Source organism: Paenibacillus thermoaerophilus, assembly GCF_005938195.1.
GTDB classification, from domain to species: Bacteria; Bacillota; Bacilli; order Paenibacillales; family Reconciliibacillaceae; genus Paenibacillus_W; species Paenibacillus_W thermoaerophilus.
Window position 1 is genome coordinate 15,733 of the sequence record NZ_VCQZ01000022.1, and the last position, 14,262, is coordinate 29,994.

General features: G+C 59.7%; 14 protein-coding genes. 4 read left to right on the forward strand and 10 right to left on the reverse strand.

The features are described 5' to 3' along the window. Nucleotides 1-119 precede the first annotated feature (119 nt). From FE781_RS14010 to FE781_RS14025, 5 genes are all read right to left on the reverse strand, one after another. A complete protein-coding gene (locus tag FE781_RS14010; protein ID WP_138790257.1) occupies nt 120-1,745 on the reverse strand; it encodes an MDR family MFS transporter in 1,626 nt (541 codons plus the stop codon). Between the two features lie 22 nt (nt 1,746-1,767). Beyond that, complete coding sequence (locus tag FE781_RS14015) at nt 1,768-2,208, reverse strand: MarR family winged helix-turn-helix transcriptional regulator (RefSeq protein WP_138790258.1); 441 nt, start codon at nt 2,206-2,208, stop codon at nt 1,768-1,770. 154 nt (nt 2,209-2,362) lie between these two features. Next, a complete protein-coding gene (locus FE781_RS14020; RefSeq protein ID WP_170209552.1) occupies nt 2,363-2,836 on the reverse strand; it encodes a MarR family winged helix-turn-helix transcriptional regulator in 474 nt (157 codons plus the stop codon). 290 nt (nt 2,837-3,126) lie between these two features. Continuing rightward, nucleotides 3,127-3,297, reverse strand: a complete 171-nt coding sequence (locus FE781_RS17530) for a hypothetical protein (RefSeq protein WP_170209550.1) — start codon at nt 3,295-3,297, stop codon at nt 3,127-3,129. Nucleotides 3,298-3,450: 153 nt separating this feature from the next. Beyond that, a complete protein-coding gene (locus tag FE781_RS14025) occupies nt 3,451-3,720 on the reverse strand; it encodes a DUF1294 domain-containing protein (RefSeq protein WP_138790295.1) in 270 nt (89 codons plus the stop codon). 242 nt (nt 3,721-3,962) lie between these two features. On the opposite strand from FE781_RS14025, the gene FE781_RS14030 reads away from it, so the two are divergent. Further along, nucleotides 3,963-4,274 carry a hypothetical protein gene (locus FE781_RS14030; RefSeq protein ID WP_138790260.1) on the forward strand — a complete coding sequence of 104 codons (312 nt, stop codon included), beginning with the start codon at nt 3,963-3,965 and terminating at the stop codon, nt 4,272-4,274. Between the two features lie 62 nt (nt 4,275-4,336). Here the strand turns inward: FE781_RS14030 and hisA are convergent, their stop codons facing one another. The 5 genes from hisA to FE781_RS14055 form a co-directional block, all read right to left on the reverse strand. Then, nucleotides 4,337-5,098, reverse strand: a complete 762-nt coding sequence (gene hisA / locus FE781_RS14035; protein WP_138790261.1) for a phosphoribosylformimino-5-aminoimidazole carboxamide ribotide isomerase — start codon at nt 5,096-5,098, stop codon at nt 4,337-4,339. 160 nt (nt 5,099-5,258) lie between these two features. Beyond that, nucleotides 5,259-6,287, reverse strand: a complete 1,029-nt coding sequence (gene mreB, locus FE781_RS14040; RefSeq protein ID WP_138790262.1) for a rod shape-determining protein — start codon at nt 6,285-6,287, stop codon at nt 5,259-5,261. A gap of 92 nt (nt 6,288-6,379) precedes the next feature. Then, the gene (locus FE781_RS14045) at nt 6,380-8,491 is read right to left on the reverse strand and encodes a HelD family protein (RefSeq protein WP_138790263.1); all 2,112 of its coding nucleotides are present in this window, start codon (nt 8,489-8,491) and stop codon (nt 6,380-6,382) included. 563 nt (nt 8,492-9,054) lie between these two features. Then, the gene (locus FE781_RS14050) at nt 9,055-9,837 is read right to left on the reverse strand and encodes a squalene/phytoene synthase family protein (RefSeq protein WP_138790264.1); all 783 of its coding nucleotides are present in this window, start codon (nt 9,835-9,837) and stop codon (nt 9,055-9,057) included. A 239-nt stretch (nt 9,838-10,076) separates the two neighbouring features. Then, nucleotides 10,077-11,066 (reverse strand): ROK family protein, encoded by a 990-nt coding sequence (locus tag FE781_RS14055; protein WP_138790265.1) that lies wholly within the window; start codon nt 11,064-11,066, stop codon nt 10,077-10,079. A gap of 233 nt (nt 11,067-11,299) precedes the next feature. Between FE781_RS14055 and FE781_RS14060 the strand changes: the two genes are divergently transcribed. The 3 genes from FE781_RS14060 to FE781_RS14070 are packed head-to-tail and all read left to right on the forward strand — an operon-like array spanning nt 11,300 to nt 14,200. Then, nucleotides 11,300-12,358, forward strand: coding sequence for an SIS domain-containing protein (locus FE781_RS14060; protein ID WP_138790266.1), 1,059 nt, complete (start codon nt 11,300-11,302; stop codon nt 12,356-12,358). A 31-nt stretch (nt 12,359-12,389) separates the two neighbouring features. Beyond that, nucleotides 12,390-13,256, forward strand: a complete 867-nt coding sequence (gene fba / locus FE781_RS14065) for a class II fructose-1,6-bisphosphate aldolase (RefSeq protein ID WP_138790267.1) — start codon at nt 12,390-12,392, stop codon at nt 13,254-13,256. After that, entirely contained in the window at nt 13,253-14,200 is a 948-nt protein-coding gene (locus FE781_RS14070; RefSeq protein WP_138790268.1) for a 1-phosphofructokinase family hexose kinase, read from the forward strand. Before fba ends, FE781_RS14070 begins: the two co-directional genes overlap by 4 nt. Nucleotides 14,201-14,262 lie beyond the last annotated feature (62 nt).

The window sequence follows — 14,262 nt, forward strand, 5'->3', positions numbered from 1 at the left end:
CCTTCAACGCCAGCCGCTTATTCCTTATAAGCTTATCCCCACGGCTCAGCCGCCCATAAACAAATCCCCGAACAACGTTTTGTTCGGGGATGTCTCTGTATAGGCCGTTGCCGGCGACGTTAATTACCCACCGGTTCGGGAACGCCAACCGTTTTCTGCTCGGCCTCCGACCCCGTACCCGGCAACTTGTTCGAGGTGCGGAGCGGAATTTCCCGGATGAAGAAGGTGAGCACAAAAGCGATGGCGAGGGTGGCGGTGCCGGCCAGGAATACGGTCGTCAACGAATGGCTGAGGGCATCCTTCAGCGTATCGACCATCTGGGTGATGACCGGCTGAACGTTCGCCGGCAGCGTCTCCTTCAACTGCTCCAGCCTCGGTTGGTCCAGCAGCATCTCGGGATTTTGGAACGCCGCCAATTGTTCCGCCACTTTCGGGTCCAGCTTCGACATGTCGAAGCCGCCGGACGACGCCGCAGCCTCCTTCATGTTGTTTTTCAGGCTGGTCGCCATCAGCGTGCCCATCACCGCGATCCCGATCGTCCCGCCCAGGTTGCGGAACAGTTGGGAAGACGCCGTCGCGACTCCGAGCTGCGCCGGGCTTACCGCGTTTTGCACCGTCAGCGAGAAGACAGGCATTCCGACGCCAAGGCCCAAGCCGAATACGATCATGGCGATGACGGCCAGCCATACGCTGTTCATGAATGCCATAATCAGCATGCCCGCAACCATAATCGGCATCCCGATCAGCGCATAACGCTTGTACTTGCCGGTTTTGGTAATCCTGCGTCCGACGATCGCGCTGAAAATCACCATCGAGATGGACATCGGCATCGTGACGTAACCGGAATATGTCGGCGAAATCCCTTCCACCCCTTGCACGAAAAACGGCAAATAAATCAGGGCGCCCATCATGCCGGCATTCATCAGGAAGCCGATCACGTTCGAGATCGTGACGATGTCGTTGCGGAACAGCGACAAGGGCAATACGGGGCTTTGCGCCTTCGTCTCGGCAAGCAGGAACAGCAGCAAGAATACAAGTCCCGCTCCGAACAAGCCGAGAATCTGCGGCGAACTCCACGCGTATTCCGTACCGGCCCAAGAGAATCCGAGCAGGACGGCGACAATCGTCAGGCTGAGGAACAACGAACCGAGGTAGTCGATTTTCTCGCCGAGTCTGCGTTCGGTCTTCGGAAACAGCACCAGGATCATTGCGAACGCGACGAGTCCAAGCGGAAGGAAAAGCCAGAACAGCCATTTCCAAGCCATATGGTCCACCAGCCACCCGCCAAGCGCAGGCCCGATCACGCTGGAAAAGCCGAAAACCGCCATCATGACGCCGGTCCATTTACCGCGTTCGCGGGGCGCGAACAGATCGCCTACGGCCGTAAATGCGGACGCCATAATGATCCCGGCGCCTAACCCTTGAATACCCCGGTACGCGATCAATTGAAAGATATTTTCGGATAACCCGCAGAGGAACGCGCCAATCATAAAGAAAACGATACCGGCGAGAATAAACGGCTTGCGTCCGTAAATATCGGACAGCTTGCCGACCAGAATGGTTGCGATCGTGGAGGTCAGCATGTAGATGGTGATGACCCAAGTGTAATGATCCATGCCTCCCAGAATGGCGATAATCCGCGGCATCGCGGTACCGACAAGCGTCTGGTTGATCGCCGAGAAAAACATCGCCACGATGATGGCGATCATAATCGTTAATTTTCGTTTGTGAGACAAGTCTTCCATACGATGAAAGCTCCTTTAATGTTCATTGATGTCCGTCGGATGCGTCGTTCCGGTGGTTCGCGAGCTTTTCAAGCAGTTCGGCGAAAAGCTCGACTTCTTCCGGCTGCAGCCTTGACAGATAAGAGCGCAAAATTTCGTTTCGCTTCCTGATCGCTTTCTCCAGCACTTCCTGGCCGGCGGGCGTGATCTCCACCAGAGTCGATCTTCGGTCGGACGGATCCGGCACCCGCTTGACGTATCCCGGCTTTTCCAGCCGGTCGATCATCACCGTAATGGCGCTCGGTTTGACTTCCATCCTGTCCGCAAGCTGGGCCAGCCTGCATTTCTCCTGCTGCGAGATGGAACACAGCATAAACATCTGCGGTCCCGTTATGTCCGCATCTATGTTTTGCAGCAGTTCGGATTCCATGTTGCGCTTAAACTGCTTTAAGGCGACATAAATCCGTTCGACCCGATCATCCATAGGTTCCTCCTTTTCTTCCCACCGAAATATTCAGTGTCATGATATTGCAACTGTTTAAATATTAGGCCGATTTATTCGCGTTGTCAACGGGCTCGCGGTCCCGAACAAAAACGGACCAGCCCAAGAGCAAGGAATTCTTGGGTCCGGTCCGCCTTCATGATTCGCTGCCCGTGTTCCGGTCTCTTATTTTCTGAAGGATCGAGACGATTTTGCCGTGAATCCGGATCAACTGTTGATGTTCCTCCGGCGTGATCTCCAAGATGGGCGACAAGTGATCCATCCGCATCTCGTTGACCTGATGCCACACTTCTTCTCCTTTCGGCGTTAGCGACAGGACGACCGAGCGACGGTCCGTGGCTGGCGTTTCCCTCGAAACCAAGCCGTTTTTCACCATCCGGTCGATAATGCCGCTCGCCGTGCTGTTGGTGGCGCGGATCAACTGGGCAAACTCGCTTAACCCGATAAAAGGTTTCTCCGACAGGATGCGCAAGGTCAAAAATTGAATGGGCGTCATCCCTATTTTTTGCGTCATGTACTGCATGGCCTGATAATACGCCTGATGGACTTCCCGAAAGGAGGCAAACAACTCCTGAAAGCGAATGCGCTCTTCTTGATTCATAGAGTTCATTCCCCCCTTCTTCCTCAGCCGCAATGCAAAGCTGTCCATTTAAACTGAATCTATTATAAATAGCTCCGGACTTTTTATCAAACGGTCGATGCGGGTTCGGGGCGTTACCACATCAGAACGAACTTGACCCGTCCGGTCGGACGAAACCGAAACGCTCCCCGGCTCAATCCGTTACGCGGGAGACGGCTTCCTGCAAACCTATTTCGATCGCTCCCCTTGACCGCGCTCCGCGTACTCGACGATTCCTTGACGGATGCCTTTCCCGACGACGATGCGGATCGGGCAGCCGATCAGATCGGCATCCTTGAATTTGACCCTGTCGGCTGCAGAGCCGGGAGCAGCGCCTCCTGCGCGCCCGCGAGATCCATCTCCTCCCGAATAATCGCCTCCATCCGGCGGAGAACTCTTCTGCCTAGCGGCAAATACGAATAGACACCCGCCGCCATGTGTCGTGGTACCACCCGAATTCGACCGCCTCTCGCACAGGCGGTCCTCTTGCGGGTAACGGCGTTGCCGGCAGCGGTTTTGCATTCCCCGCCGCAGCTCTCAAGGCGGGACGCGGCTCGCTCGAATGAGAAACCTTGCAGCCTTCGGGTTTCTTCTCTGGAAACGCCTTAACGGATCAACGCCGCGATATAGCCGGCCGCCGCTACGTTGAGCAGGATCAGCAAGGGAATCCCGACCGTGAAGGACGCATGCTTCGTTTTATGCCGGAACGTCCTCATGCCCAACCATACGCCGAGCGCTCCTCCCGCCGCAGCCGCGGCAAAAAGCCGCTTCTCCGGAATGCGGCGTTCCCCTCTTCGGGCTTTCGCTTTATCCGACCTCATCCATAAAAAGCTGGCAAGATTCATGACCGCCAAATAAAAAAGCAGCAGGTACAAGTCTCCATCTCCCTGATTTTTCACATGATGAATTCGCCGCCCGGGCATAACCTCCTGCATGGGTGGATTCGGCAGCTTCCTCTCTATTCTTCACCTTGTAGCGGGATTCCTGCTTCGCAACGCTCCCGGCGATAGAGAGTAAGATCGGTTATACAATCGACGCGAAATGTGAGACAATCGGTGCAGATCGGGAACTTTATCCATTTGACAAGCGCCGTGACGGCGAACCGAGGAGGAATTCGATGCCGGATCAAGTGAAAAAAGCGCTGGACGTCATGCTCGGGAACTGGGAGAGAATGGCGGACGCCGACATGGACGACGCGGAATCGTCGGCCGATTCGTTCCAGGATTCCTTTTATGCGATGGTAGAGGAGCTTCGCCGGTGGACAGACGGGTTAAGCGAACGGCCGGCTTCGCTGGAGGCGTTTATGGAGCTGCCCCTGGTGAAAGACATCGTCGATCGGCTTCCCGATCCGCTGCGGCTCAATTTCGAGACGGAAGCGGAATGGATCGTCGAGAACGTCGTGCGAGACGAGGAAGATCCGATGGAATGAGGCCGTCCCGAGCGGACAAAAGCCCGCGTCAGTACGCGGGCTTTGCTTTTTGTTATCCGGCGCTAGCCGTTTCGTCTGTGGAAATACTCCACCACTTCTCTATACGGCAGGTCTCCCCCGAAAATGTCCAGCGCGCTGCCGATCGTGATGTTGAGCTTGCCTTGGCTGATGCGGTCGAACAAGTCCAGATCGGCCAGCGAGGTGGCGCCGCCCGCATACGTCGTCGGGATCGACACGAGCTCCGCCAGATCGCGCACCAGATCTTCCTGAATGCCGGTCCGTTTGCCTTCGACGTCGACGGCGTGGATCAGCAGCTCGTCGCAATATGACTCCAAAAATTCGATATTGGCCCGGTTGATCTCGAAGTCGGTCACCTGGCTCCATTGATTCGTGACGACGCGCCATTTGCCGTCGACCGATTTGCAGCTCAAGTCGATCACCAGCCGCTCCTTGCCGACCGCCCGCGCGATTTTCTCCAGATTCTTCAGATTCAATCGTCCGTTGTTGAAAATAAACGAAGTTACGATCACATGGGAAGCGCCGTTCTCGAGGAAAAAGCCGGCATTTTGATCGTTGATTCCGCCCCCGATATGAAACCCGCCGGGAAATTCCCTTAACGCCTGCAATGCCGCTTCCTGATTCCCGCTGCCCAGCATGATGACGTGGCCGCCGCGCAGGTTGTCCGCTTTGAACATGGCCGCATAATAAGCCGGATCGTGCTCCGACACGAAGTTTTCAATCACGTGGCGGTCCGCCCGCAGCGACTCGCCGACGATTTGTTTGACCTTCCCCCCGTGAATATCGATACAAGGTCTGAACTCCATCCGAATCCTCCCAGTCATGCGACCTGTTTCTGTATTCCAGTCGCGTTTCTCTCCCCTATTATAACGGATTCGGCGGTGAACGGTACCCCTCGTGCGGAACGATTTGCTCCGCGCTTATGAAGAGAGTTCCCGGCGGAAGGCCTGCTTCGCGGAATGAGCGCTACGCGTTGATGGCGTTCAACCGGACCGGATTCCTGCTCCTCGATCCGCTTAACAGCTTGCCTATTCCGAGAACGGTGCACTCATCCGGATGCTCGGGCAAATGGAAGGGCACGCCCGTTTCCTCCCGGAGCCGGTCGCCGATACCGTGAAGAAGCGCCCCGCCTCCGCACAAAGTCACGCCCTTCTCGAGCAAATCCCCGGCCAGCTCGGGCGGACAACGCTCGAGCGTCGCCCGGATCGAATCGGTCAACACGGCAAAAAACGCATCCAACTGATCGGAGATTTCGCCGGAGCCGAGGGTGATGCTTCGGGGCAGACCGAGCACCGTATCTCTCCCTCTGACCTCCATCCGCGCCTCTTCGTCCGCCGGGACGGCGAACGCCAGTCTTTTCTTGATCTCCTCCGCGGTCCGCTGGCCGATCTCCAGATTATACGTTTTCTTTACGTAGTCGGCGATGTCCTTGTCGATCGACATGCCGCCTCTGTTCACCGATCGGCTGACCACAATGCCGCCCAACGAGACGACCGCGATCTGGCTTTTGCCGCCCCCGATATCCAGAATCATGTTGCCGCCCGGCTCATCCACCGGCAGGCCGGCGCCCCACGCGGCGGCGATCGGGTCTTCGATCACGACCGCCCGCTTGGCCCCGTTGCGGAGCACCGTGTCCTCCACCGCCCGTTTCTGTACGCTGGTAATGCCGCACGGAACGGAGATATAGTATTCCGCCTTGCCGCGCAGCAAGCTCCTTTTGCCCTGAACCTTGCCGATAAAATGCTGGAGCATGGCCGAAGCCAGCTCGAAATCGGCGATCGTCCCATCGATGAGCGGATAAACGACCTCCAGACTGCCCGGCGTCCTGCCGATCATGGCTTCCGCCTCGCTCCCGTAGGCGACGACCTCGCGGGTTCCCGAGCGGACAGCGACGACGGAAGGCTCTTGCAGAACGATGCCGATTCCCTTCCGGTATATTCTCGTATTCGACGTGCCGAGATCGACACCGAACATTTGAGACTTGCCTATGAACATGGTCCTTCATTCCTTCCAAACACCGACGTATCTTTTTCTTTACATCATTCTTCGCCGGGCTTGGATTTCAGGGGGCAGCGCACCTTCCAATTTTATGCATCCGATTCGTCCGCCGATATCAACGGCGTCACCTCGCCGTCATACAGCAGCGTCAGCCGGTGCAACGCGCGCGTGCAGGCGACATACAGCAGCTTGGCGTCCTCCGGGGACGCCGTATAGCGGCGCGAGTCCGCGTCCGGCAGCAGCACCGCGTCGAATTCGAGACCTTTCGACAAGGAGACGGGGGCGACGGATACGCCCCCTTGATAAGCGCGCTGCCCTTCCACGATCAAGCTCGCCTCGATCCCGGCTTCGCTCAGCTCCGCGTAAATCTCCCGGCAGTCCGCTTCCGTCCGGCCGATGACGGCGATCGTCCGCATGCCTTCCGCCAGATGTTGGCGGATGATGCCGGATATCCGGCTCGTGCGGGACTCGCCCCCGTCCAGACGGACGACTTCGACGGGATCGCCGCTGCGGAAGACCGGCTGCGCTGGCGAAAGACCCGTTCCGGTATGCGTGAGCACGCGATTCGCGAATTCGATGATCTCCAGCGTGGAGCGGTAACTGAGCTTCAGTTCGTGATACAACCGCTGCGCCTCCTCGAACAATTCGAAGAGCTCCTCCCAACGGTGCAGGCCCCGGTACGCGTGAATGCCTTGCGCCATATCGCCGAGCAAGGTGAAAGAAGGCTCCTTCATGTAGGACCGCAGCAGCGCGATTTGCAGCGGCGATACGTCCTGCGCCTCGTCGACGACGACGTGGTCGAAGGTCTGGCCGTCCGTTCCGTGCAAAGCCCGATGAATCCAGACAAGCGGAGCCAAATCCTCCTGACGGACCACCCGCTTCGCGGCATCCTTCTGCGTCTGCTTGCGAATCGCTTCGGGCACGAACCCGTCCATCAGCTCCGATTTCCCCCCGTATAACCGGAAGTGGAACTGCAGCGCGCTGACGGGCGGCAATTTGCCGATATATGCTCGAAGCTTCGCCTTGGCGGCCTTGCTTCGTTCCTTCCGGATCTTGGGGTCGCCGATCTCCGCCAATTGCATGTCGAGCCAGCGCTTCATCCTGCCGACAAGCCGTTCCTTCCTCGCCGCCAGGGGGTAATGCCGGTACTCCACCTCGAACCATTCGCGGATCACGGCGGCGGGCAACACGCAGCCGCTCCAAGGCACAAACGGAATGTCCGGCAAAAAGTCCCGCTCGTATGCCTCCAGCTTCTCATCCAGCCACCGCATATAGCCGATCGACCCTTTGAAGCGACCCGGCGTAACGGAATCCGCAGCCGGACGCTCGTCCGCGAGCCGAAACCATGTCCCGCTTTCGCCGTCGTCCCCGGCCAGCTTCACGTCCTCGCCCAACAGCTCCAGCGCCCAGTCGGAGAAGGTCGTCTGCCGCACATCCCCGACGCCGAGCTCCGGCAGCACGCCGGAGATGTAATCGAGAAACATCGCGTTGGGAGCGAAGATGATCATCCGGTCGGCCCGAATCTGTTCCGGGTATTGGTACAGCAAATACGCCAACCGGTGCAGCGCGACCGTCGTTTTTCCCGATCCCGCGGCCCCTTGAATGATCAGCGCCCGGTTCTTCGGCGCGCGGATGATCGCATCCTGCTCCGCCTGAATCGTCGATACGATATCCCTCAGCCGGTTGTCCTTCTTCTCGCCGAGCCGGTACAGCAGGAATTCGTCGGTCAGCCCCAGATTGTCGCCTCCGCGCACATAGCTGTCCACGACGCGTTCCAACTGCCGCTCCCGAATGGATATGTTCCGCTTCAGATCGATCTCGCCGGCGATGACGCCTTCCGGCGCTTCATACTCGACCGGGCCGTCTCCCCCGGTAAAGGAGTAAAACAAACTCGCCACCGGCGCGCGCCAATCGATCACATAGGGTTGTCCGGTTTCCTGCAGGTCCATGCCTCGTTTTCCGATATACAGCGGAGTCGGCTCCGTCCGTCCCTTCTCCCGAAAATCGATTCGTCCGAAATACGGTTCGTTCCGCATCAGCGTCAGCCGGCTGCGCATCTCTTCGCGCTTGGCGTCCAGCACCTGCTCGATGTAGACGTCGCCGTAATACCGCGGACCGATCCGTTCGAGCTGGCGCTCGATCTCCTCCAGCGTCTCGTCCAGCCTCGCTTGTTCCTCGAGATAAGCGTCCTGCCTTTCCATCGGTACCTCCTGCCCTTCCATCCCTGTCTTCATACCCGGAGTCCTTGCGGCTCCGTTCGCGCTTACCCATTGTGGCATATTCGGCGAAAAAACAATAGACTTATCTTTTTATTTCTGGTATGCTTAATAGTATCTTATTACCTAGCGAAACCGGAACGCATGTTCGCGTGCGAACCGAACGGAAAGCCGACTTTCCCCGAGAGGGAGATCGGCTTTTTTGGCTCTTCTATTCTTTCCTGACCGTCAATCTTTACACCATCCGTTCTTCATCCGCACCATAAACTGCAAATCCCGCACATCTTCCATCTTCAAAAGTCTCATTTCCATCGCCGGAACCTGCAAATGTTTGCAATTGAATCTGTTATATCCCCATACCGATTCGGCATACTCCATTATCGCAAAGGAGCTGATGGTGTGAAAAATTTTGTTGTGGGTTTGCTTGCAAAAGCCGGCCTGCCGAGAGAGGCCGGCTTTATGACGCCCGGGAGCCGGTTCGCGCGGTGTCGCCCGCGCCGCCGGAACGCAAAGAAGTCCGCTTGCCAGCGGACTTCAGGGGAATCGCGTCAACCGCCGAGGCGGTTCACGATTTTCAGCACGGCGTCTCTCGTCAGCTTGTTGCCGCCGGCGGCGAGGATCTTCACGGTCGCATGCGCCAGTGCCAGCGGAATCTTGCAAAACTCCAGAGCGGGCCCCTTGCCCAGCTCGTTGATATATTCGTCGGCCAGCTTCAGGTTGCGCCGCGTGTACGCGAGCATCTCCTTCGAGCCCCATCCGTCGGGATAAAAGTCGACGCCCCGGCTCAGATCCTCCTTGCGGTTCCGCAGGATGTTCACCGCCTGCAGGCCCCTTCCGAACGCAACCGCTTTCGCCCTGTCGGATTGGGTGCCGTCATGCCAATGCCAAAGCTCGGAGAGCATTTCCCCTACCATCCCCGCCACGCTGTACGTGTAACCGTCCAGATCGGCCTCGGTCCGGATCACCCATTTTTTCCGCACCCACTCGGCCATCTGCTCGGCCATCATGGCGGTGTAGCGGGTCACCGTAGGCGAGACGGCCGACGGACACAGGCGGGCCCAGTCGACAATCCGCAGCGACACTTCCGGCAGCACCTCCCGGTAAGGGGCCAGCAGCCGGCGGACGGCTTCCTCCGTATCGGGGGAGCGCAACGCTTCCGATATCCCGAACAGCAGTTCGATCTTGTTCTGCTCCGGCAACAACTCGTGATCCTCGATCTCGTCGATCGCCCGCATGCACAAATAGGCGGAAGCGACGGATTCTCTCAATCCGGACACCATACGGCTGATCGGGATAAAAAAAGTGCGGCTCGTTTTTTCCAGCATGATCATTGCATCGTTCGCGGCGACGGTATTAATGGGAAATCCCTCCACACAATCTTGGCTGTTCGCGTATAATCAGCAGTTCTATCATGATACCATAGAACCGGCTCGTTACCCAATACATAATCCGTCGCCGCCGCGGCCGATGTGCGCTTGTTCACGCAAATGACAAAAATTTCGCCCCGCTGCAATACGGGCAAACCGCCGCTCGCGCCCCGCCGATCGTACGGGCAGCCGCCAGCCGGACGCTATTCGCTCGGGCGGCGTTCCCCCTCGCCTTCCGTCCGTTCGAACGCCCATCTGGCGCTTCCGAGAATGCCGGCATCGTCGCCCAGCTCCGCGGCGGCGAAGGCAAGCCGGTCCCTGTACACCGGCATAATGTTGGCGTACAGCGCTTCTTTGACGGGACCCAGCAGCCGCTCCCCCGCTTGGGCCACCCCGCCACCGATGACGATCGCGTCGGGACTCAGCATCGGCACGAGATAGGACAGCGTCCGGCCGAGCAGCCGGCCCGTCCGTTCCATGATGGCAGCGGCCAGCGCGTCCCCCTCGTCGTACGCCTCCGACAAGTCCCGGGCCGTGAGCAGCGACGGATCGGCATGCTTGCGGCGAAGCGGGCTGTTCGGATGGCCGCCGTCCGCCAAAGCCTCGATCGCCTGACGGACGATGCCCGGGGCCGAGACGACCGTTTCGAGGCATCCGGTCAGCCCGCAGCCGCACGGGCGCCCATTCGTGTCGACGGGGATATGTCCGATCTCGCCGGAATAACCGCTGCCGCTGTAGAGACGGCCATCTTGCACGAAAGCCGCCGCCAGGCCGGTTCCGATCGTCAGGCCCAGCACATGGCGATAGTTTCTTCCCGCGCCGTAGAGCGACTCCCCGTATACGTACAAGCGGACGTCGTTCTCGACGCAGACCCGCAGCCCCGTCCGCTCGGCGATTTGGGCGGCGACCGGGTAATTCCGGAAAAACAGATTCGCGGACAATATCGCTACGCCTCGTTTCGGATCGATCAATCCCGGCATGCCGATGCCGATTCCGCTCACGTCGGAAGCCGGGATGCCGGTGTCGCGCAGCCCTTGAAGCGCCTGGCCGGCGATCAGCGACATGACGTGCTCGTTGCCCCGCTCCGGCTCCGTGCGCACGCGGCTCCTCCACACGATCGAGCCCTCCCGTCCGACGAGCCCGCATTCGATATTCGTTCCGCCGACGTCAAATCCAAACGCATAGCTCCCCATCGGCCCCATCCTCCCCGTTGTATCCATTCGTACCTTTTCTTTGAAGCTTCCCGCTGGCGGCGGCATTTGCAGCCCCCGCGAACTCCCGTTTAAATCTTCCGATCTCTTACAATATATGCCGATTCCTCTCAAAAATCAATCAATAAAATGATCGTTTCAATCAATTTTTTGATTGTAATCTTCATCAACCTGCGTTATAGTGAGATCAAATTCGCTCAGAAGGAGAGATCGTTATGACCGCACACGGCAAGTTGACGTATCCCGAGATTCAAGAGCAGGCCGAAGCGCTGGCCGGAGCCCGGCAGCAGCTCGACCGGCAGAGCGACTGGGTTGACGCATATCTAAAGGACTCCCGCTACGACGAAGTCTTCTTTATCGGCTCCGGCTCCTCTTATTACCAAGCCCAGATCATGGCGTCCACGTTCCGGAGATGGCTGGGAAGAAGAGCTTCGGCATACCCGTCGTCGGAAATTCTGTTGTTCCGCGACCATTCGGCCGTCCCGGGCCGGAAGCTGCTTGTCGGGGTATCCCGCTCCGGCGAGTCGTCCGAGGTGGTGCAGGCGATCCGATCCGTCCGCGATCTGCCGGATTGGACCGTCTGCGGCATCACCTGCTACGCCGACAGCACGATGGCGCAGCTTGCGCCGTGCCTGGTGTCCCCCTTGGGCGCGGAACAAAGCACCGTCATGACCAAATCGTTCAGCAGCATGACGTTCCTGATGCAGGCGGCCATCGCGCAAGCCTCCGGCTCCGCCGAATATGCGTGGCAGATGGACGCGGCTTTGTCCGCCAGCGAATCGGTCGTGCGCGCGGCGGACGAATTCGCCCGACAACTCGTGGAGAACCGCGATCTGTTCCGCAATTATATTTACCTCGGCATGGGCCCGCTGTTCGGCGTCGCGCAGGAGGCGTGTCTGAAAATCAAAGAGATGGCGAACGTCTGGACGGAAAGCTTCGGCACGCTGGAATACCGCCACGGACCGAAATCCATTGTCGAGCCGGGCACGCTTATCGTGGCGGTGATCTCCGAGCAGGCGCGCGCCTACGAACTGAAGGTCGCCGAGGAAATGAAAGGATACGGCGCGAACGTGCTTCTCGTCACGGCCCAAGCCGGAGAAGACACCTCGTTCGCCGACTTCGTGTTCGAGACGGGAGGCCGGACGTTGAGCGACGACGCCCGGGCGGTGCTGACCATGCCTCTGCTCCAGTTCATCGGGTATTACACGTCCATGAAGAAAAACTTGAATCCGGACAACCCCCGCAACCTGACGCAAGTCGTCCAAATCCAATAACCATAACCGCTGCGCAAGGAGGAGTTCGAACATGCCTCTTGTCTCATCCACGCCCATGCTGCAGGCCGCCCGAGCGGGCGGTTACTGCATCGGCGCGTTTAACGTCCATACGCTCGAAATGCTGCAAGCGGCCGTCGAGGCGGCCGAGGAGCTGCGCTCGCCGATCATTCTCCAGACGACCGTCGGCACGGTGAAGCATCTCGGTCCGGACTATATCGCGGCCGCGGCGACGGTCGCCGCTAACCGGAGCTCGGTGCCGATCGCGCTTCATCTGGACCACTGCTCCGACTTCGATCTGATCGTCCGCTGCATCCGCGCCGGTTATACGTCCGTCATGATCGACGCCTCCCCCTTCCCCTTCGACGAGAACGTCCGCCTGACGGCCAAGGTCGTCGAAGTCGCGCGGGCGGCCGGCGTTAACGTCGAGGCGGAGCTCGGCAAAGTGGGCGGCGTCGAAGACGATATCGTCGTCGACGAACGCGACGCGCTGCTGGCGGACCCGGACGAATGCGAGCGGTTCGTGCGGCTGACCGGCGTCCCGACGCTCGCCCCGGCGATCGGCACCGCGCATGGCATTTACAAGGGCGAACCGCGCATCGATTTCGATCGGATACGCCGGATCGCCGAACGTGTCGCCGTGCCGCTCGTCCTGCACGGGGGATCGGGCATCCCGGACGATCAAGTTAGAGAATGCATCCGGCTCGGCATGTCGAAGATGAACGTGGCCACGGAGCTGCGCATCGTCTTCTCGGACGCGATCAAAGCGGTGTTCGCCTCGAATCCGGACGAGAACGACCCGCGCAAATATATGGTTCCGGCCAAACAGGCGCTTCGCGAGGCGGTTGCCGCCAAGATTCGCCTGTGCGGCTCGGCAGGCAAAGCCGGCGGTCCGTTATGAGCCGCAAGCACATCACGACGGTGACGCTGAACGCGGCCATCGACAAGACGTATTTCGTGCCCTCGCTGGCGGCCGGTCAAGCGAACCGGGTGCGCCGGATGATCGCGCAGCCGGGCGGCAAAGGCGTCAATGCCGCGCGAGTCGCGCATCTGCTCGGGGAGCCGGTCGTCGCAACCGGCTTCGTCGGCGGCAGCGCCGGGCAATGGATCGAGACGGCGCTGACGGAACAAGGCCTGCGCCACCAGTTCGTGCGCGCCGGCGGCGAATCCCGCGTCTGCCTGAATGTCGTTCCTGACGACGGCGAATCCGTCGAGCTGCTGGAGCCGGGATTGGAGACCCGGCCGGAGCACTACGAGGAGCTGCTGCACCTGTTGGAGCGGCTCGCGGACACGTCCTCCGTCATCGTCCTGTCCGGCAGCGTCCCGTCGGGAGGCCCCCCGGACATTTACCGGACGATCATCGAGCGGCTGAAGCCGTACGGCATGCCGGTCATTCTGGATACGAGCGGAGCGGCGCTCCTTCACGGCATAGCCGCTTCTCCCCATATGATCAAGCCGAATCAGGAAGAGATGGCCCACTTGACGGGCTCCGTCCGCTCCGCGCTCGATGAAGCGGCGCTGGCCGAAGACGTGGCCTCCCTCGTCCGCCGGGGCATACCGGTCGCGGCCGTCTCGCTCGGGAGCAGAGGCGCGCTGGCCGGCCTCGCGGACGCCGTCTACCGCATCGGCGCCGTCCCCATTGAACCCGTCAACGTCGTCGGCTGCGGAGACGCGTTTATCGCGGGAGCAGCCGTCGGGCTGCACCGGGGTTTGCCGGATGAGGACCTGTTCAAGCTCGCGGCGGCGTGCGGCGCCTCGAACGCCTTGCAATTGTCCGCCGGCGTCGTCGACCCGGCGCAAGTAGACGCCTTCTCCGAGCTCGTGCGGGTCGAACGGATTCGTTGAGCGGTGGGCAACAGGGGCGCCCGTATGCTACTATAATCCTATTCCAGACAGGAGGATGAACG

Coding starts and splice junctions, on each gene's coding strand:
- FE781_RS14010 (WP_138790257.1), bottom strand. CDS start 1,745: ATGGAAGACTTGTCTCACAAACGAAAATTAACGATTATGATCGCCATC.
- fba (WP_138790267.1), top strand. CDS start 12,390: ATGCCTCTTGTCTCATCCACGCCCATGCTGCAGGCCGCCCGAGCGGGC.
- FE781_RS14020 (WP_170209552.1), bottom strand. CDS start 2,836: ATGAACTCTATGAATCAAGAAGAGCGCATTCGCTTTCAGGAGTTGTTT.
- FE781_RS14045 (WP_138790263.1), bottom strand. CDS start 8,491: ATGGAAAGGCAGGACGCTTATCTCGAGGAACAAGCGAGGCTGGACGAG.
- FE781_RS14050 (WP_138790264.1), bottom strand. CDS start 9,837: ATGATCATGCTGGAAAAAACGAGCCGCACTTTTTTTATCCCGATCAGC.
- FE781_RS14015 (WP_138790258.1), bottom strand. CDS start 2,208: ATGGATGATCGGGTCGAACGGATTTATGTCGCCTTAAAGCAGTTTAAG.
- FE781_RS14055 (WP_138790265.1), bottom strand. CDS start 11,066: ATGGGGAGCTATGCGTTTGGATTTGACGTCGGCGGAACGAATATCGAA.
- FE781_RS14030 (WP_138790260.1), top strand. CDS start 3,963: ATGCCGGATCAAGTGAAAAAAGCGCTGGACGTCATGCTCGGGAACTGG.
- FE781_RS14070 (WP_138790268.1), top strand. CDS start 13,253: ATGAGCCGCAAGCACATCACGACGGTGACGCTGAACGCGGCCATCGAC.
- hisA (WP_138790261.1), bottom strand. CDS start 5,098: ATGGAGTTCAGACCTTGTATCGATATTCACGGGGGGAAGGTCAAACAA.
- FE781_RS14060 (WP_138790266.1), top strand. CDS start 11,300: ATGACCGCACACGGCAAGTTGACGTATCCCGAGATTCAAGAGCAGGCC.
- mreB (WP_138790262.1), bottom strand. CDS start 6,287: ATGTTCATAGGCAAGTCTCAAATGTTCGGTGTCGATCTCGGCACGTCG.